Source organism: Mesorhizobium sp. WSM4935, assembly GCF_029625735.1.
GTDB lineage: Bacteria > Pseudomonadota > Alphaproteobacteria > Rhizobiales > Rhizobiaceae > Mesorhizobium.
In genome coordinates, this window is sequence record NZ_JARTVR010000019.1 from 65,385 (window position 1) to 82,738 (window position 17,354).

At 61.0% G+C, this 17,354-nt stretch carries 19 protein-coding genes and 1 pseudogene; 12 read left to right on the forward strand and 8 right to left on the reverse strand.

Annotated elements, in window-relative coordinates; genetic code table 11:
• The first annotated feature begins 155 nt into the window (after positions 1-155).
• A complete protein-coding gene (locus tag P9273_RS28950) occupies positions 156-365 on the forward strand; it encodes a hypothetical protein (protein WP_278051883.1) in 210 nt (69 codons plus the stop codon).
• A 143-nt stretch (positions 366-508) separates the two neighbouring features.
• On the opposite strand, the gene P9273_RS28955 is transcribed toward P9273_RS28950, so the two are convergent.
• Positions 509-706: a hypothetical protein gene (locus P9273_RS28955; RefSeq protein WP_278051884.1), complete on the reverse strand. Its 198-nt coding sequence runs from the start codon at positions 704-706 to the stop codon at positions 509-511.
• Between the two features lie 759 nt (positions 707-1,465).
• On the opposite strand from P9273_RS28955, the gene P9273_RS28960 reads away from it, so the two are divergent.
• From P9273_RS28960 to P9273_RS28970, 3 genes are read left to right on the forward strand one after another with little or no spacing between them, the layout of a single operon-like run.
• Positions 1,466-1,642 (forward strand): hypothetical protein, encoded by a 177-nt coding sequence (locus tag P9273_RS28960; protein ID WP_278051885.1) that lies wholly within the window; start codon positions 1,466-1,468, stop codon positions 1,640-1,642.
• Between the two features lie 32 nt (positions 1,643-1,674).
• Entirely contained in the window at positions 1,675-2,064 is a 390-nt protein-coding gene (locus P9273_RS28965) for a response regulator (RefSeq protein WP_278051886.1), read from the forward strand.
• A gap of 27 nt (positions 2,065-2,091) precedes the next feature.
• Entirely contained in the window at positions 2,092-2,250 is a 159-nt protein-coding gene (locus P9273_RS28970) for a hypothetical protein (protein WP_278051894.1), read from the forward strand.
• 6 nt (positions 2,251-2,256) lie between these two features.
• Here P9273_RS28970 and P9273_RS28975 read toward each other — a convergent pair whose 3' ends face one another.
• On the reverse strand, positions 2,257-2,568 hold the full coding sequence (locus P9273_RS28975) for a hypothetical protein (protein ID WP_040999555.1): 312 nt from the start codon (positions 2,566-2,568) through the stop codon (positions 2,257-2,259).
• Between the two features lie 405 nt (positions 2,569-2,973).
• Entirely contained in the window at positions 2,974-3,399 is a 426-nt protein-coding gene (locus P9273_RS28980) for a DUF6894 family protein (protein ID WP_442920268.1), read from the reverse strand.
• Positions 3,400-3,615: 216 nt separating this feature from the next.
• Here P9273_RS28980 and P9273_RS28985 point away from each other — a divergent pair, with 216 nt between their 5' ends.
• The 3 genes from P9273_RS28985 to P9273_RS28995 all read left to right on the forward strand — a co-directional run bounded on the left by P9273_RS28985 (position 3,616) and on the right by P9273_RS28995 (position 6,258).
• Positions 3,616-3,831: a hypothetical protein gene (locus tag P9273_RS28985; protein WP_278051897.1), complete on the forward strand. Its 216-nt coding sequence runs from the start codon at positions 3,616-3,618 to the stop codon at positions 3,829-3,831.
• A 1,268-nt stretch (positions 3,832-5,099) separates the two neighbouring features.
• Complete coding sequence (locus tag P9273_RS28990; protein ID WP_278051898.1) at positions 5,100-5,333, forward strand: DUF6894 family protein; 234 nt, start codon at positions 5,100-5,102, stop codon at positions 5,331-5,333.
• A 256-nt stretch (positions 5,334-5,589) separates the two neighbouring features.
• Positions 5,590-6,258, forward strand: coding sequence for an outer membrane protein (locus tag P9273_RS28995; protein WP_278051906.1), 669 nt, complete (start codon positions 5,590-5,592; stop codon positions 6,256-6,258).
• 843 nt (positions 6,259-7,101) lie between these two features.
• On the opposite strand, the gene P9273_RS29000 is transcribed toward P9273_RS28995, so the two are convergent.
• From P9273_RS29000 to P9273_RS29020, 5 genes are all read right to left on the reverse strand, one after another.
• Positions 7,102-8,022, reverse strand: coding sequence for an ABC transporter permease (locus P9273_RS29000; protein ID WP_278051899.1), 921 nt, complete (start codon positions 8,020-8,022; stop codon positions 7,102-7,104).
• A 13-nt stretch (positions 8,023-8,035) separates the two neighbouring features.
• Positions 8,036-9,130, reverse strand: coding sequence for an ABC transporter permease (locus P9273_RS29005; RefSeq protein ID WP_278051900.1), 1,095 nt, complete (start codon positions 9,128-9,130; stop codon positions 8,036-8,038).
• Positions 9,114-10,655 (reverse strand): ABC transporter ATP-binding protein, encoded by a 1,542-nt coding sequence (locus P9273_RS29010; protein ID WP_040999540.1) that lies wholly within the window; start codon positions 10,653-10,655, stop codon positions 9,114-9,116. The genes P9273_RS29005 and P9273_RS29010 overlap by 17 nt, the downstream gene beginning before the upstream one ends.
• Before the next feature lie 93 nt (positions 10,656-10,748).
• The gene (locus P9273_RS29015) at positions 10,749-11,843 is read right to left on the reverse strand and encodes a BMP family ABC transporter substrate-binding protein (protein WP_040999537.1); all 1,095 of its coding nucleotides are present in this window, start codon (positions 11,841-11,843) and stop codon (positions 10,749-10,751) included.
• Positions 11,840-12,676 (reverse strand): GntR family transcriptional regulator, encoded by an 837-nt coding sequence (locus P9273_RS29020; protein ID WP_040999645.1) that lies wholly within the window; start codon positions 12,674-12,676, stop codon positions 11,840-11,842. Before P9273_RS29020 ends, P9273_RS29015 begins: the two co-directional genes overlap by 4 nt.
• Before the next feature lie 250 nt (positions 12,677-12,926).
• Between P9273_RS29020 and P9273_RS29025 the strand changes: the two genes are divergently transcribed.
• From P9273_RS29025 to P9273_RS29045, 5 genes and pseudogenes are all read left to right on the forward strand, one after another.
• Entirely contained in the window at positions 12,927-13,784 is an 858-nt protein-coding gene (locus tag P9273_RS29025; RefSeq protein ID WP_278051902.1) for an aromatic ring-hydroxylating oxygenase subunit alpha, read from the forward strand.
• Between the two features lie 34 nt (positions 13,785-13,818).
• Entirely contained in the window at positions 13,819-14,709 is an 891-nt protein-coding gene (locus P9273_RS29030) for an aromatic ring-hydroxylating oxygenase subunit alpha (protein WP_278051903.1), read from the forward strand.
• Positions 14,710-14,732: 23 nt separating this feature from the next.
• Positions 14,733-16,499, forward strand: a complete 1,767-nt coding sequence (locus tag P9273_RS29035) for a Rieske 2Fe-2S domain-containing protein (RefSeq protein ID WP_278051904.1) — start codon at positions 14,733-14,735, stop codon at positions 16,497-16,499.
• Between the two features lie 9 nt (positions 16,500-16,508).
• On the forward strand, positions 16,509-17,159 hold the full coding sequence (locus P9273_RS29040; protein WP_278051905.1) for a glutathione S-transferase family protein: 651 nt from the start codon (positions 16,509-16,511) through the stop codon (positions 17,157-17,159).
• Positions 17,160-17,213: 54 nt separating this feature from the next.
• Positions 17,214-17,354: pseudogene (locus P9273_RS29045) on the forward strand (S-(hydroxymethyl)glutathione dehydrogenase); the annotation flags it as partial.

Genomic DNA, 17,354 nt, shown 5'->3' on the forward strand with positions numbered 1-17,354 from the left:
ACATCCGGCACCTCGACTTAAACTCGCTACAACGTGCCCTGAGGGATTTCGGTTCCCTGCCGCAGGTTGCGGCTACGGTCCCTGTGTCCGCTTGCGTGCCATCTTGTCGCCCGCGATGGAGCTTTGTTTCAAGACCATCCACCTATAACGCCCCCATGAAGACGATAGCGACTTACGATTCGGCAACAGGTACATTCACGCTCGAGAAGGGCGTCTGGCGGGGAACGTTCCCGATCGACGATTTGCTGAACTGGATCCGATTTTATCGCCAGCAGATGGAGCGGTATCCCGCACAGTCGGCGTCCTATGCAGAGGACGTCAAAGCCCTCGAAGCGCTGACGGTGGAATTGCACGGGCGGCAATAGAAGAGCCCGCACCGAGGGGAAATGATGCGGGCTCATGTCGGGATGCCATCCGACTCGACGCATTTTGGGGCTTGGGAGGGATTGCGTCGCACCTACCGAACACCGGATTGCCCTGCATGTTCCAAGGAGACGGCCCGATCTCTTCAGGCTGGTTTGGTCATATCTCTCATCTTGATGAGCAGAGAAGCTTCGTCACGTGTCCCGGCCTGAAACGCTGCAACCAAGACGCTGGCCAGCCATTCCTTTTCTGAAGCATCACCCTCCGGCAGCAACCTATTGAGAACGCGCTCAAGCATGATCATGTCGTCGGGTTCAAGAATGTCGATCGGACAGCTACTCATCAAGAACCTCCCGGAATTGTGGTGGCCCGGCTCGTATATCATGGTGACACAGGATTTCACGGGCCGAGCCTTCCTGCGAGCTCTGCCGCAGAAGCGGGTTATTGCTGCAGGACCTCGACGAGAGATTGCTTTAACAAATGATGTAGACCGCGAATTTGGGACGATATGTGACAAAAATGGCCCACCCAGCTCGGGCTCCTAAAGCCCGTCCTTTAGGAAGCGGGCCTTGCGAAGCAGTGCGCCCAATCTGTGCCGATCAGTTCGATCAACTCTCGAGTCTGCTTTTCGGAGATTTCGATCTCCCTGACGAGGCGAGAGATTAGCACTTCAGCTAGGCCCGGCCCATTGTCTTTATTTTCACTCATGAAGCAACTCCTTCACTTCGACTAAGGAATGGAGTCGTTCAAAGAAGGTTTCGCCCCCGGCTTGGCGCGTAACAGAATGTTAAAAAGCCGCCAGCCGGACCTGACGGCGCGTCTTACGAATCTGCAGATGATCGTCGCCTGGTCATCTTGTCCCATCGATGAAGCGAACCATTCGCTCATGCAGGGTCGAAACGCTGCCTTTCAGATCGCGGACGCCCGTGATCACCTCGTCCGGAATTCACGGAGGCCATCCTTTGTGATGTAAGCATCGCGCCGGCCTTGCCAGAAGGGGCACAGACTTTCACCGCGGGCGTCTCCAGCGCCGGGCGGTCTTTCGGCCAAACGCTCGGCAGCCGCCTTTATCGCCGGCGGCGGCGTTTTCGGCTTCTACGTCGTGCAGTCGGTCAAGGACGAACACACCTTTCTCGGTCGCGACGGCGTCGGCCAGCTCGTCGACATCACCATCAAGATGCAGAAATCGGCGGCACCCGCCCCGACCGATCTCTTCGCCTCGCACTGCTCGCCTGAAGGGGGCGAAAAAACGATTACGTGGAACCGAAGCGGCGTCTGAAGCGTATTAGGCCAAATGAGGGGATGGGAATTATGGACGGCGGCTCGATTCTTGTCGTTGAAGACGAACCCCTGATCCTTATGGATATCGAAGCGGCACTGGAGGAAGCTGGCTTCGCCGTGACGGGGATGACCAGTTCCGAAAGTGCCTTGACTGCATTCGGCGCAGAGCCCGACACGTTCAAAGCTCTGGTTACCGACATTCGTCTAGGCCCCGGGAAATCCGGTTGGGAGTTGGCTCGCGAAATCCGGGCCAAGAAGCCTGCTCTGCCGATAGTCTACATCAGCGGCGACAGCGCTGAGCATTGGCCTTCCGAAGGCGTCCCCAACAGCCTCATGATCTCGAAACCGTTCTTCATGCCGCAAATCACGACCGCGTTGGCCAGCCTCCTCAACGATCAGCAGCCCGGCGGCAACGCTTAGCTGCAAGCGCGCAACTGGACTCGCACTATGACAGAAACTGTCACCGTCAAGTTGGAAGGCATGACTATGTCCGCTCTTCTGGCGAGGCACTATCGCCAGGTCTTCTCCGGTATTGTGGCGAAGACGTTCGCGATCAACCAGGACAACGGCAAGCCTGAACTGGATGTTTGCGGCTATTACTCCTAGGAGATTTCAGGTCGTTTTGTCGACCGGCGGATACTTCCGCTTCGGAGGCACATAGCTCGTGACGAGCCTCACCGCAGACAGTTTGACCGTAATTCCGAGATCCTTGCCGCCCACTGTCACCGTATCGTCGTCGACGCGCAGGACTTCGCCGGTTAGCTCGATCGTCTGTCCACTGCTGATGCTCGGCGAACTGTCCACGATCGAATGCGGCTGGTTATATGACGGGATCAGCACGCTTATCCTATCCTCAGTCACACGCTTGCGGATTGTTGCAGTGATCGCAACCGTATCACCGACTTTGATGCTGCCCTTCACCATACATGGAGTCTGTCGCGGCTCGCGCACTAGTCAAGCAACCACTAATGGAAGATCGGACGCGGGGTGAAGTTGACCGAACAGGCGGTGCATGGGCTGGGCTGCTTCCGTGCGCCGCGTCGGGTGGGTTCATCGCAACTAGGCCCACACTGGAAATGCGAATCCGCAGGGAGGCCCGATTAGAGCCCGTCTGGCACCCATCGCAGGCGGGCTCTTTCTCGACAGTCACAATAGACCATCGCAGGTTGCGTAATGGGACCTCAGTCCTCTTGCAGTACGAGAGGTTATCGGAGACTTTTGCCGTACCGTCGATTTTTGAGACCACTTCCCCCTGGAATGGGTATCGGCGGCTAGGCCCGGCTCGCATAATCCTGTGTCACCCGCGATCTGCGAGCCGGGCTTCGCGTTCTATTTGGTCTGGCGACGAAGCCGTTCGACCTCCGCCTCAGCAACCGAAAATAGGCTGTCGAGATCATCCATATCGGACGTGAAGCCGTCTTCTGCAAACTCCCGGCGTAGCGCACCAACTTGGGCTTTGGTGCGAGAGAGCGCAGCGTCCCAGCGGTCCTCGCCGGGCTGATGCTCACCCCTCACATTTTCGACAATCCATGCTGAGTCGAGCGTGAGGGATGCTCTAAAGACGTACCGCCCGGCGTCGTCGCGCACCTTGACCAGGAACGTCCGCCTGGGGCCATTGGGCAATTCCTCGCGGGCGATGTCGGGCAACACGTCAATCGCCTTGTCGCCAACCTCGGCCAAGGACGAACATTCCACGCCAGAATCGTCTCTCGTCAACTCGTTCCCATCGTGAATATCGAAAAAGAACAACGGCATACGTCGACACTCTGAGATATTTTCCCGGGCCTTTCAGCTCAACTTTCCACCGAAATGAATGTTCCTGGGTGCTGTAAAAGGCTGCTTGCGCACCTGCGTCAAATGTGAATGCCGAGCGCTTCTGTAGGGCTTAAGGTTCATAGGTCGTCCGGTTTTGTCATGGCGCACGGACGCTGGGAGCGAATATCACTCTCGCCCAACCGCTGAGGCGCTGAGATGCACACCCAAATCATGGAACCATCCGACCTCGAAATGCTCACTCGCGTGCTGCACCACATGTGCAACCAAGAGGGGCATCAATTGGACTCCGACGGTGCGCAGAACGTCGCCAGGAAGCTGCTCTATCTCTTTCAGAGCGGCATGGTAGATGAGTTCGATCTTATGGATACCGTGGAGGCTTGGTCGCAAGAGAACCAACGCCGGTTTGGCTGAACAAGCCGCGCGGCGGCAACGCGCAACGCAGTACCCCCCACGCCACTATGGCCGAGAGCGCTCAATGCCGAAGGCTGTGGAACTGAGCGACCGCGAGCTTCACCGTCTGATCAGCTACGATGTGCGAACTTTGGAGCGCATCGATCTAACCGATGAGCAACGGAAGTTGGTCGAGCGACGGTATGGCATTTGCATTTCGGAAGCGATACGCCGGTTCAGGGCGCGCCACGAGAAAAATCGAAAGAGCTAAGCTGGAGGCCTGGCCAGTAGCGGCCCGACAGTTCCGCGTTGGGGTTTGCGTTGGATTGAACCGCCGGGCCTAGCCGACTCGGGGTTTGGGGAGTCGGCTGAAGCGGAGGGTATATTAGCGAGGCTGCATCAATATCACGGTTGGTTACATTCCACCGGTTTTCGCCGGGCGGGGAGAAGCGACTGCTAATGGAACATCGGACGCGCAGCTAAGTTGATCGAACAGACGGCGCGCGGGTTGGCTGGCTTTCTATCCGCGCGCCGCGTCGGGGTGGGTTATCCCGATGAAGAGCCCGTCTGGCACCACCCATGGCAGGCGGGCTCTTTCAATGCCGGGCCGTCAGCGTGGGCTTCGGCAGTCGTCAAAGCTAATTTAGCGATGATCCATCTTTTTTAAATGACCGGCTCATGGTCGATGGTCGAAAATCGGCGGGCCTAACTTCATCGAGGGGGATCCTGCCATGAAGCGCACTTATGAAAAGCCGACCCTGGTAAAGCGCGATCGCCTATCCGCGGTTACAGCCGTGGTTGTCGTCTCGATCGTCAACGGCTCGGCGACCTGACAAAGCACTACCCGGCGAACCCGCTGTGGTCTTTCCCGCAGCGGGTTTTTTGTTGCCCGCACTCTTGCCGATCGGTCGCCACAGAGGAATACATTCCAATGGTGCGGCGACCCCTCAGAGGATCGCCAATGTCGAACAAGTACCCTTTCGTCGAAGACACGCTGGCAAGAAGCTGACAGCCGGCACAGGCCTATCGGTCTATTGCCTCACATGCAGGCGGACTGCGCTGCTCGACGTTGCCGAACTGGCGAAGCGGCTCGGGCCAGACCACGGCTGCATTGGGATCTGGTGAAGGTGATCGATTGTCACTAGTGTCGCGCCGCCGGCCCCGACGACTGGAACCTCCAGTTCACGACATCGCCAGGACGCCAGAACAGCGTAAGGGCCGGACGCCTCGTCCATAAGCCGGCTCTCAAATTTGAATGCAGGCGCGACTCTTTTGTCTCAGAGTGGCGCATGCCCACTTACCGGTTCCAGGTCGTCAGAAACAACCACCTGCTGGGCGAAGCCTGGGTCGAGCAGGCGAACGTCGACGATATGCGTCGGGAAGCCTTACGGGCACTGCATGACATCGCGATCGACGAAATGGCATCAAGCGACTTGGACGAGACCTTGAGCGTATCCGTGCACGATGAGGAAGGCAGGCCGGTCTATTCCGCTACCCTCAGCATCTCTCAGCCATTTGCATAGCGGCAAACTGGCCTTCTGGCCTTACATTCCGGTGAAGTAGACGGATTCCTTGATGCTGTCCTTCGCTATTCGTTGCGTCGGCAAGTTCGTCAAGTTGTCCCTAATATTAGGGATATTGCAACGTTGTGGTCAACCGACCAGAACTTTCGAAGGAAGCGCTAAGTTACGCTGACCGCAACCTGAATCTCGGCTACTGTGGCAGATATACAACTGCACATGTCAGCGCTCTCTGCTACCACAGGGTAGGTTATGGGAGATCCCTATGAAGAAGCTGCTTCTTGCTTTGTCGTTGTCTCTGCTGGCGTCTTCGGCCTTTGCTGCCGATGCCATCGTTGCAGAACCCGCGCCGGTCTTTAGCTGGACAGGTGGGTATGTCGGCCTACAGGCAGGCTATGCTTGGGGTAGTGGCAATATAAACCAGATCAGCGGGCCTGGCTTTGTCGACACAGATCCTGACGGGTTCCTTGGAGGTCTCTACGGCGGTTATAACTATCAAATGTCCAACAACATCGTCATTGGTGCGGAACTGGACGTCGTATATGCGAATGTTGATGGCAGCGGCGAAATATTCACCGCACCTGGTGTCCCATCGGGGTTCGACGCAACCGAAGAACTCAATTGGAGCGGGGCAGCAAGACTTCGTCTAGGATATGCCGTTGATCGCGTTCTTTCTTACATTGCCGGTGGCGTTGCCTTTGGCGATGTCGACATTAGCAGTAATGCCCCCGGCGGAAGTTCGTTCGGAAAAACATTCACAGGATGGACGATAGGCGTCGGCTTGGATTATGCCATGACCGACAATCTGCTGCTGCGAGGCGAATATCGCTATACCGACTTCGGCTCAAAGTCCTTTGGAGATCCGGTCAATGCCGATGTTGATCTGAAGACCAACGAGGTTCGCCTCGGCATCGCCTACAAATTCTAATCCTCCAAAGTCCTATAAGAGCCTGTCGCAAACCGCGACGGGCTTTTTCTTTGGGCGCGCTCGGCGTGCGGAATCCTGCGTCACACGAACACGGCGAGTGAGTCCAGTACGCCAGTTGGAACAAGACTCTTCAGGCAACCGAGGCAGGCAGCGCAGGGAATCTGGCTTGGACGCTCGCGCCTATTCAGAAGGGACGTGGGTCTGCAACGGCGCTTTGCTCAGTGTCATTGAATGCCATCCCGGGGGGGCGGTTCGTTGATCCGGATGTGCAGCCTCACCAGCACCGACGCCAGGGGCCGGCTGGTTCCCAAAGGCAAGGGGCTGCCAAATTAATTCGTTCCGGTGAAGTAGATCGATATGCTGGCGCCGATCACAGCAAGGCCAATCATGAAGGCCATGAACGCCTCAAAACCATTGCCGCGGTTTCCGATTCTGTCCATTGCGTGCTCTCCCCAGCAGTTAGCCGGGTTCTAACGTACCTGGCGTCAGAAGGTTGCGCCCGACGACAGGTTGTGGGCAATGTGAGCGATTGCTGATGTTCTCTGAAAGAACGGGAGATTGGCATGCACAGATCAACGGGCTCACTGATCTTATGCAGCACAGCTTCCATTTCGCTTGTCAGTAGCGAAAGTGTGCTCGAAGGAGAAGCTTGCCCTCTCGCGTGAGAAGTTGACGGCGGGCTGTCTTGAGAATGCTGACGTGTGAAGTCGCCGATCGCCCAACTTCGCTGGCTGGCCCGGCTTTTGATTTTGGCAGCTGTGTAACAAAACCCGCCACTTCACCGGCAACTTGCGAAATGGACTGGTCGCGCGGATCAGTCGCAACGACTTTGCAGTGATTGCCCTAAGTCGCGGGCCGGAACGGTTTTGCCAGCGACGCAGGAAAGTGCAAGGCAAGCATCTGCCGGTCGCGTGAGATCAGCACCAGCACGACGATCGTCGCCAGATATGGCAGCGTGGACAACAGCTCCGAGGGTACCTGCAGCCCCAGCGCCTGCCCTTGCAACTGCAGGATTGTCATGCCGCCGAACAGCCAGGCGCCGAGAAGGACGCGCAGCGGCCGCCAGGTGGCGAACACCACCAGCGCCAACGCGATCCAGCCCTTGCCCGCGGTCATGTTCTCGACCCAGAGCGGCGTGTAGGCGACCGACAAATAGGCGCCGGCAAGGCCGGCCATCAGGCCGCCGAAGAGCACCGCAATATAGCGGATCCGGATCACCGGATAACCGATGGCATGCGAGGTCTGCGGCGATTCCCCGATCGTGCGCAGGATGAGGCCCGCCTTGGTGCGGTAAAGGAACCAGCTGATCGCCGCGAACATCAAGAGGGCCAGGTAGACCAGCGGATCGAAGCGGAAGAGCAGCGGCCCGAGCACCGGCAGGTCGGAGAGGACGGGAATGTTGACGCCGTGCAGCGCTTCGATCGGATCGCTGCCGAAGCTACGACCGATGATTGCCGACACGCCGGACCCGAAAATCGCCAGCGCCAGGCCGGCGGCATACTGGTTGGTGAGGAAGGTCAGCGCCAGGACGCCGAACAGAAGCGAGGCGGCGGCACCCGCGAGCGCCCCGGCAAGGATCGCGACCGGCATCGAATAGCCGGCTGTGACCGCCCAGAAGGCAAGTGCGGCCCCCATCAGCATCATGCCCTCGATGCCGAGATTGAGGACGCCCGATTTCTCGACCACGAGCTCGCCGAGCGCTGCGAAGATCAGCGGCGTGGCGGCGACGATGGTGCCCGTGAAGATGGCGATGAACAGGTCCATCGATAGTCTCCCGCTACCGTGCCGTCTCGAGCGCATGCGCATCCTTGGCCGGCCGCACCAGGCGGATGCGATAGAAAATGAAGAAGTCGGCGGCGAGCAGGAAGAACAGCAGGATACCCTGGAAGATGCGCGTCAGCGCCGAGGGCAGAGCGAGCGTCATCTGCACGCCTTCGCCGCCAAGGAAAAGCAGCGACATCAACAGCCCGCCAAGCACGATGCCGAAGGCGTTCAGCCGTCCGATGAACGCGACGATGATGGCGGCAAACCCGTAGCCGGGCGAGATCTGCGGCGAGAGCTGGCCAAGCGGCCCGGCCGCTTCCGCCATGCCGGCGATACCGGCCGCGGCCCCGCCGGCGAGCAGTCCGATCCAGACCGCGGCGGACTCGCGAAAACCGGCATAGCGGGCGGCCAGGGGCGCCGCGCCGCTCACCGACATCTTGTAACCGAGAAAGCTGCGGTCCGTGAACAGCCACATCAGCAGCACGGCGACGGCGGTGATGAAGATCGACGGGTTGAGCCGGTAGGCAGGATCGAAAGATTGGAACATCGCCGCCGCCGGCAGCAACGCCGTCTGCGGATAGTTGAAGCCAGCCGGATCGCGCCATGGTCCATGCACCAGATAGGACAGGAACAACGTCGCGATATAGGTCATCATCAGCGTGACCAGGATCTCGTTGGTGTTCATGCGCGAGCGCAAGAAGGCGGGGATCGCCGCCCAGGCCATGCCGGCGGCCATCCCGGCCAGGAGCATCAGCGGCAGCAGCAGCGCGCTCTCCGGGTTCGGCCAGAACAGGCCGACGCCGCTGGCGGCAATCGCGCCCATGGTGAACTGGCCCTCGGCGCCGATATTCCAGACATTGGCGCGGAAACCGACCGCCAGCCCGCAGGCGATGAGGATCAGCGGCGAGGCTTTCAGCAACCATTCCGAAAGGCCGTTCAGCGAGCTCAGCGGCTCGACGAAGAAGGCATAGAGCGTCGGCAGTGGATCATGGCCGAGCGAGGCGAAGAAAAGCGAGCCGAAGATCAGCGTCAACACGCAAGCCACCACTGGCGCCGCAATGCGCATCACGGCCGAAGGCTCCGGCCGCTGTTCAATCCTGTAGTGCAACGCTGCTGCTCCCCATCTGGTCCTTGCCCATCGTTCGGCCGGTCATCAAAAGCCCGATCTCCTCGCGGTCCGTGCTCGTGCGGACCAACGGCGGCGACACGCGGCCTTGGCAGATCACCAGCAGCCGGTCGCAGATCTCGAACAACTCGTCGAGCTCTTCAGAAACGATGAACACCGCCGTGCCGGCGCGGCTGAGGTCGATGATAGTCTGGCGGATGAAGGCGCTCGCCCCGACATCGACGCCCCAGGTCGGCTGCGAGACCAGAAGCAGCTTCGGCGCCAGCGCAATCTCGCGCCCGACGATGAATTTTTGCAGATTGCCGCCGGACAAGCTCTGCGCCGTGGCACCCGGGCCGTTGGCCTTGACCTTGAACCGGTCGATGATGTTGGCGGCGAAGGCGGCGGCTCTCCGGCGGTCGACGAGGCCTTTGCGGACCGTGCCGAAGCGATGGGCCGTCAGCACCGCGTTTTCCCACAGCGTGTGCGACGGCACCGCGCCTCGCCCGAGCCGCTCTTCCGGAACGAAGGCGAGGCCGAGCTGGCGGCGCTCGTCGGGGCGCAGCGTTGCGGCGGATATTCCATCGATTTTGATCGCGTCAGCTTGCGCATGCCGGCGCTCGCCGCTGAGCAGGGCAATGAGCTCGGCCTGGCCGTTGCCCGAGACGCCCGCAAGGCCGACGATCTCGCCGCCATGGACGTTGAACGAGACATCGCTCAGATCGACGCCAAAATGATCCCTTGCCTTGGCCGACAGTTTCCTGACTTCGAGCACAGGCTTTTCGCTCGGCGCCGCCGGGCTGACATGCATTTCGGGCAGCTTGGAGCCGACCATCATGCGGGCGAGCTCGAGCGACGTCGTCTCCTTGGGGCGCGCTATCCCTGTGACCTTGCCGTTGCGCAGCACCGTGGCGGTGTCGCAGAGCTCCTGCACCTCATCGAGCTTGTGGCTGATATAGACGATCGAGCAGCCTTCGGCGGCCAGCTGGCGAAGGGTGTCGAAGAGCTTGGCCACGGCTTGCGGCGTCAGCACCGAGGTCGGCTCGTCGAGGATCAGGAGCTTTGGCGCCTGCAAGAGGCAGCGCACGATTTCGACGCGTTGCCGTTCCCCGACCGAAAGATCATGCACCTGGCGATACGGATCGATGGGCATGCCGTAGCGCAGCGAAAGTTCGCGGATCTTTTCGGCGAGCGAAGGCAGATTAAAAGCGCTGCTTGCCGAGAGCGCGATGTTCTCGACGACCGAGACCGACTCGAACAGTGCAAAATGCTGGTAGACCATTTCGATGCCGAGCGCGCGCGACATTGCCGGATTGTGCGCGGTGATCAGATTGCCGTCGCAATAGATCTCACCGGAATCGGCTTGCGCCGCGCCGTAGATGATCTTCATCAGGGTCGATTTGCCAGCGCCGTTTTCGCCAAGAACGGCATGGATCTCGCCGGGCTGAATCGCCAGTGAGACGTCGTCATTGGCGAGGACGCCAGGATAGCGCTTGGAGATGTTGCGCAATTCAAGTCGCGGATGCATGGCGGTCCTGCCGGGCTTGCAGCGAGGTTGGACGGGAACCGGCGGGGAGATGCCGAAGATGGCCTCGGCGTCTCCTCGGTCCTTCGCAGTTGATCAGCTCAGCTTGCCGATCATTCCCTTTACGAACCAGTTCATGCCGCGAATGCCGTCGTCGGAGAGCACCGATCCGGCCGCGACCTTGACGTTGCCGTCCTGGTCCTTCAGCTCGCCGCCATAGGGATGCACCTTGCCGCTGCCGATATCGGCTTCGAGCTGCTTCAGCTTGGCCTTGGCGTCGGCCGGAATCCCTTCATTATAGGGGGCCATCTTGACCACCCCCGCGGCCAGCCCGCCCCAGCGCACTTCAGGCTTCCAGGTGCCGGCAGCGACGGCCTTGGCAGCGCCGACATAGTCGCTCGTCCAGTCGAGCACGAAAGAGGTCAGCTGCTTGCCGGAGGCAAATTTCGACATGTCGCTGGCATAGCCGATCGACCACGCCCCGCCTTCGCCGGCGACCTGCACGCCGGTCGCCGTATCGGTCATCGAGCAGATGACGTCGCAGCCTTGCGAAAGCAGCGTCTTGGCCGCCTCCTTCTCCTTGCCCGGATCGAACCAGGAATTGAGGAAGATGGCGTTGCAGGTGGCGTTCGGATTAACGCTCTGCGCGCCGAGTAGCAGCGCGTTGGCAGGGCCGACGATGTCAGGGATCGGGAAGCCGCCGATGAAGCCGATCTTGCCCGACTTCGACATGTAGCCTCCCGCCGCGCCGGCGACGAAAGTGCCCTCGTAGTACTTGGCCTCGAAAGTGCCGAGATTGGCGAGATGGACGATGCCCGAGCAGTGCTCGAACGCAATCTTGGGGAAGCGCGGGGCGACCTTCTGCATCGGCGTGCCATGCGAGAAGCTGGTGCCGAAGATCAACTGATTGCCGGCGCTGGCGAGCTCGCGGAAGATGCGCTCGGCGTCCTGCGGCATGAAGATGTTGTCGATGACGGTGAGCTTCGCCTTGTCGCCGAACTCGGACTTGATCGCCTCGACGCCGAGACTGTGCTGCTTGGTCCAGCCGATCTCGGCGATCGGCGAGACATAGACGACGCCGATCTTGAGCACGTCGTCGGCCCTGGCGATGGTGCTCAGGCCGCCGGTGCCCAATGCCGCGCCGAGCGCGCCGCTGTATTTCAGGAATCCGCGTCTTGTCAGGTCGTTCATGCTGGTAACCCTCTGTTGGTTTTTTTGGCCGATGCCCGGCTTTTCGGTGCCGGATCTTGCTTGGGGAGATGGACATGCGCATGCGCCGTACCGTCGCCATTCCCGGACGATTTTGCCGGCTTTCGCGGCGCAATCGGCGTCGCGCCGTCAGCCTTGCCGTCGAGATAGGGCGCGAGCGCCTCGGCCGGCGTCATCTCCGGAAACACCTCGCGGTCCATGATGTAGCCGCGCACTACCGTGCGGTGATGCGTGTCGATGAGGTCCATGGCCTGTTTCAGCCGGCCCTTTTCCAGGAGGTCGACGACGCGCGAATGGTCGTCGAGCAAATTGCAATAGTCGAAGTCGGCGGTGATCAACGAGCGCAGCAGCGTAGTGCGGCGCACGAGCTGCGCATGGATTTCCTGCATAACCTTGTTGCGGCTCAAGCGCACGAAGACGGTGTGGAACTCCTGGCCTAGCACGTCGGCCAGCGCGTCATTGCCTGAGGCGACGGCCTGACGCTGGCGCTCGACATGCTGGCGCAACTCCGCCCATCCGGCAGGGCCGAGCCGATCGCTGAGCTGCGCGGCGACGCCCTGTTCGACGAGCGTCAGCGCGTCATAGATCTCCATCGCCTCTTGCATACTGGGCTTTGCGACGAAGGCGCCGCGATTGCGTTCGATCTGCGCCAGCCCGTCATCGGCGAGCCGTATCAGCGCCTGACGCACGACGATGCGGCTGACGTCGAAAATCTCGGATAACTCGCGCTCGCCGAGCTTGCAGCCGGGGACCAGCCGATGGTCGATGATGGCGCGCGTCAGAATATCCGCTATCGTCTGGGAACGGCTGCTCAAGGCGCGGCTCTCCGCGGGTTCGAGGACATGATCAGCAAGCTTTCCATAGCGAAGACATGCGCGGTCAGGACGCGCATATCCCAGATTCAGAAATTTCATGCATCGGAAGTCAATACTCAAAACCTGTCAACACAAAAATGAGTTTTGGACGACAAAAAGTCATTGATTGATATCCAATCTTGTGTTTTGGTCTTGTCAAACGCCGGGCTAGGTTCATGGTGAAGGGCTAGCCGAGTTCGAAGGGATGCCTATGGCTACCCACTGCGTCGACCGCGAGCTTCTGAACGACTGGCACATCGTCGCCGACCGCGAATCGCTCTCCCGGGATAAGCCGTTTCCGACATGCCTGCTTGGCGTCGATCTTGTCGTCCGCGAGCGCTCGGGGCGCTTCGAGGTCATTCGCAGCGATACAGGCGCCGCGCTGAAATCGGCAGAGCGCTACGGCTTCATCTGGACCTGTCTCGACAAACCCTGGCGCGATATCGTCTTTATTCCCGAGGCAAACGAAGCGGACCGTCATCTCGTCAGCGGCGGGTCTATCGCGGTCAAGGTTTCCGGTTTGCGCGCCGTAGAGAATTTCCTCGATATGGGCCACTTCCCTTTCGTCCACACCGGCTGGCTGGGTGAGGAGCCGCACACCGAGGTGGCGCCCTACAACGTCGAGATCACCGCCGAAGACGAGGTGCTGGCGACGGAGTGCAAGTTCTACCAGCCGATCGCCTCGCCCACGGCCAAGGAAGGCTTCGTCGTTGACTATATCTACAAGGTGATGCGGCCCTACACGGTGGCGCTGTACAAGAGCAATCCGATCCAGAAGCATCGGCTCGACGTCATCACGCTGTTCGTGCAGCCCGTCGATGAAGAGAACTGCATCGCGCATCCCTACCTCTGCTACCTGAAGGAGGGCATGGAGCCTTCGACGGTGCGCAGCTTCATGCAATTGATCTTCGCGCAGGACAAACCGATTCTTGAAAACCAGGTACCCAAGCGCCTGCCGCTCGATCCGCGTGCCGAAACGCCGATCCGCGCCGATGCCGTTTCGGTCTCCTACCGGCGCTGGCTGCGCGACCGCGCCGTCACCTACGGCGCCATACCGGCGCGGGCCTGATCACGATGTCCGCGGCATGCAAAGGAACGATGTTATGACCAAATGCACGGATCCCGTGGTCCTCAATCTCTGGCATCCGGTGGGCGCGATCGCCGAGATCGCCCCCGGCGCCGTCCAGCGGACCGTGCTGCTCGAGGAGCGCCTTAGTTTCGCTGTTGGCGTGGATGGCGAGCCGGTCGTCTGGCGCTCGCGGCCGGACCTGCGCCGCGCCGACGAGGTTGCAGCCGCCGACAGGCTGCCGGCAAAAAGCGCCTATGGTTATGTCTGGACCTCATTGGGCTCGCCGCCGGCCGAGCTCTTCCCGATCCCGGAATATGCTGAGCCCGACCGCCGCCGGCTCAATGCCGCTACCTTCGGCGTGAATGTCTCGGCGCCACGCGCCATCGAGAATTTTCTCGACATGGGCCATTTCCCTTACGTGCATACCGACATCCTCGGCGCCGAGCCGCACACCGAGGTTAAGGAATATGATGTCGAGATCTCGGTCGACCGCGACGAGATTCTCGCCACGCGCTGCCGCTTCTTCCAGCCGATGGCATCGACCGCGTCGGAGGGCGGCGCGGATGTCGACTATGTCTACCGCGTGCCCCATCCCTATTGCTCGGTGCTCTATAAATCGAGCCCGGTCGACGAGAGCCGGCGCGACGTGATCGCCATCTTCCTGCAGCCGGTCGACCAAGAGCATGTGCGCGCGCATATGCTGCTTTGCGTGCTGGACGAGAACAGCGAGGACAAGGTGATCAAGCGCTTTCAGCAGACGATCTTCGGTCAGGACAAGCCGATCCTGGAGAACCAGGTGCCGAAGCGTCTGCCGCTCGATCCGCGCGCCGAGACCCCCATCCGCGCCGACAAATCGGCGATCGCCTACCGGCGCTGGCTCAGCCAGAAGGGCGTGACCTACGGGGTCATTCCGGCCGCGGCTTGACCGGACATTTTTGGAGACGACCAATGCTGGAAGCAGCCAGAAGCCAGTGGCATCCGATCGCCGCTGCCCATGATCTACCGTTCCGCCATGTGTTCCATGGCCAGTTGCTCGGCCGCGAGTTCGCCGTCTGGCGGGCCGATGACGGCTACGTCAACATCTGGGAAAACCGCTGCCTGCATCGGGGTGTGAGGCTGTCGATCGGCATCAATGACGGCCGCGAGCTGAAGTGCCAGTATCATGGCTGGCGCTATTCGAACCGCACCGCGGGCTGCACCTATATTCCCGCGCATCCGGCCGACGCGCCGGCCCGCACCATCACCAACCGCACCTATCCGGCGGTCGAGCGCTATGGCCTGATCTGGTCTTCGGAGGAGGCGCTGGGCGAAGTGCCGGATGTCGCCGGCCTTGCCGAGGGCAAGCTGCTTCCCCTGCGCGGCATCCCGCTCAACGCGCCGGCCGACAAGGTCGTCGAGAGGCTGAAGGCCTATCACTTCCAGCCCATTGGCGCGTTCGACCGCGACGGCGCCGAAGTCGCCCTTGAAGGCGCCCAGGATTTTGCCGTGGCGCTGCGCTCGCGCGACGGCGCCGCCGAGACACTTGGGGTCTTCTTCGTCCAGCCGGTCGATTCCAACCGTTCGGTCATCCGTGGCGTGCTCGACCAGGATGAAGAAGGCGAGGAGCGCATCGCCGTCCTGCGCCACCACAATGAAAGGCTTTCAAAGCTGCGCGACGAAGTCGAACGCGAAGTCGCCGACAAACCGGCGCCAGCGCCGATCGAGCCGGTCTATGAAAGGGTCTCGGCCGAGCTTGCCGAAATGCCCGAGGTGACCGCGCATGGCCGCAAGGCGGCGCTGCGAGTCACCGTCGCCCGTAAGTGGCAAGCGGCCGAGGGCGTTGCAGGTTTCGAGCTTCGGCCGATCAAGGGCATCCTGCCGACTTTCCAGCCCGGTGCGCATATCGACGTCCACATGCCCAATGGCGAAATCCGTCAGTATTCCATCACCAATGGCCCCGGCGAGACCGCCAGCTTCACCATCGGCGTCAAGCTGGAGCCGGACTCGAAGGGCGGCTCCAAATGCATGCATGAGACCGTGCGCGAAGGCGACGTGCTGGCGATCTCGGAGCCGCGCAACAATTTCCCGCTGCGCCGCGATGCCATCAAGACGATCTTCGTCGCTGGCGGCATCGGCATCACGCCGCTGCTTGCAATGGCGCGGGCGCTGAAGAACCAGGATCTGACGCACGAGCTGCATTATTTCGCGCAAAGTGAGCAGCATCTCGCCTTTGCCGATCGGCTGGCTGAGCTCGGCGATGCGCTGAAGCCGCATCTCGGACTGTCGCCGGACGCCACCGGCGCCGAACTTCGCCGCGTGTTGGCCGACTACAGGAACGGCATGCACCTCTACATCTGCGGCCCCGGTCCGATGCTGGAGGCATCGCGCAGGATTGCCGCCGAGCAGGGCTGGCCGGACAGCGCCGTGCATTTCGAATATTTCAAGAACACCAACAAGATCGACGACAGTTCGAGCTTCGAGGTGGCGCTGGCGCGCTCCTGCGTCACGCTGCGGGTACCGGCGGGCAAGACAATCCTTCAGGTGATGCGCGAAAGCGGCATCGACGTGCCGTCGTCCTGCGAGCAAGGCGCCTGTGGCACCTGCGTGGCGACGGTAATCGAAGGCGAGCCCGACCATCAGGACGTCTATCTCAACGATGCCGAGCGCAAGGCCGGGACGAAGATCATGACCTGCGTCTCGCGCGCCAGATCGGCACGCCTTGTGCTCGACATCTAGGAGACGCCCATGATCACCCTTTACGACTACGAGCTGTCCGGCAATTGCTACAAATTGCGGCTGCTGATGAGCTTTCTCGGCATCGGCCACAAGACCGTGCCGGTCGACTTCTACCCCGGACGCGAGCACAAATCGGAATGGTTCTTGAAGCTCAATCCGCTGGGGCAGCTGCCAGTGATCGACGACGACGGGCTGATCCTGCGCGACGCCCAGGCGATCCTGGTCTATCTCGCATCGAAATACGACCCGTCCGGCACGTGGTATCCGCGGGAGAACCCGGCGCTTCTCGGCGAGATCAGCCAATGGCTGGCGTTTGCCGACGGTATCACCGGAACCGCCTCGACCGCCCGACTGCACGATGCGCTGTTTTATGATTTCGACATCGAGGCCGCGCGCGCCGGCGCGCATCGGCTGTTCCGCATCCTCGACGAACATCTATGGTTCGCCGAGCAGGAGGGCCGCCAGTGGATCTGCTCGGCCCCGCATCCGACGATCGCCGACATTGCCTGCTTCCCCTACATCACGCTGTCGGAGGAAGGCGGTATTTCGCGCCAAGATTATCCGGCGATCCGCCGCTGGTGCGATCGCGTGAAGCGCATCAAGGGCTTCATCGTCATGTCGGGCGTGTTTCCGGCCGGGCCCGCCAGGGCCGCGGCATAAGTTTCGGTCATGGGCCGGGCGCTCGTCGCGGCCAATCAAATCGGGAGAGGAAAAATGAAAACGCGTGCCGCCGTAGCCGTTGCCGCCGGAAAGCCGCTGGAGATCATGGAGGTCGGCTTCGAAGGTCCCCGCGAGGGCGAGGTGCTGGTCGAGGTCAAGGCGACCGGCATCTGCCACACCGACGAGTTCACGCTC

Bases quoted from the DNA above. Each gene is read 5' to 3' on its own strand.
- P9273_RS28950 (WP_278051883.1), top strand. From the start codon at position 156: ATGAAGACGATAGCGACTTACGATTCGGCAACAGGTACATTCACGCTC.
- P9273_RS28955 (WP_278051884.1), bottom strand. From the start codon at position 706: ATGAGTAGCTGTCCGATCGACATTCTTGAACCCGACGACATGATCATG.
- P9273_RS28965 (WP_278051886.1), top strand. From the start codon at position 1,675: ATGGACGGCGGCTCGATTCTTGTCGTTGAAGACGAACCCCTGATCCTT.
- P9273_RS28970 (WP_278051894.1), top strand. From the start codon at position 2,092: ATGACAGAAACTGTCACCGTCAAGTTGGAAGGCATGACTATGTCCGCT.
- P9273_RS28975 (WP_040999555.1), bottom strand. From the start codon at position 2,568: ATGGTGAAGGGCAGCATCAAAGTCGGTGATACGGTTGCGATCACTGCA.
- P9273_RS28980 (WP_442920268.1), bottom strand. From the start codon at position 3,399: ATGCCGTTGTTCTTTTTCGATATTCACGATGGGAACGAGTTGACGAGA.
- P9273_RS28985 (WP_278051897.1), top strand. From the start codon at position 3,616: ATGCACACCCAAATCATGGAACCATCCGACCTCGAAATGCTCACTCGC.
- P9273_RS28990 (WP_278051898.1), top strand. From the start codon at position 5,100: ATGCCCACTTACCGGTTCCAGGTCGTCAGAAACAACCACCTGCTGGGC.
- P9273_RS29000 (WP_278051899.1), bottom strand. From the start codon at position 8,022: ATGGACCTGTTCATCGCCATCTTCACGGGCACCATCGTCGCCGCCACG.
- P9273_RS29010 (WP_040999540.1), bottom strand. From the start codon at position 10,655: ATGCATCCGCGACTTGAATTGCGCAACATCTCCAAGCGCTATCCTGGC.
- P9273_RS29015 (WP_040999537.1), bottom strand. From the start codon at position 11,843: ATGAACGACCTGACAAGACGCGGATTCCTGAAATACAGCGGCGCGCTC.
- P9273_RS29025 (WP_278051902.1), top strand. From the start codon at position 12,927: ATGGCTACCCACTGCGTCGACCGCGAGCTTCTGAACGACTGGCACATC.
- P9273_RS29030 (WP_278051903.1), top strand. From the start codon at position 13,819: ATGACCAAATGCACGGATCCCGTGGTCCTCAATCTCTGGCATCCGGTG.
- P9273_RS29035 (WP_278051904.1), top strand. From the start codon at position 14,733: ATGCTGGAAGCAGCCAGAAGCCAGTGGCATCCGATCGCCGCTGCCCAT.
- P9273_RS29040 (WP_278051905.1), top strand. From the start codon at position 16,509: ATGATCACCCTTTACGACTACGAGCTGTCCGGCAATTGCTACAAATTG.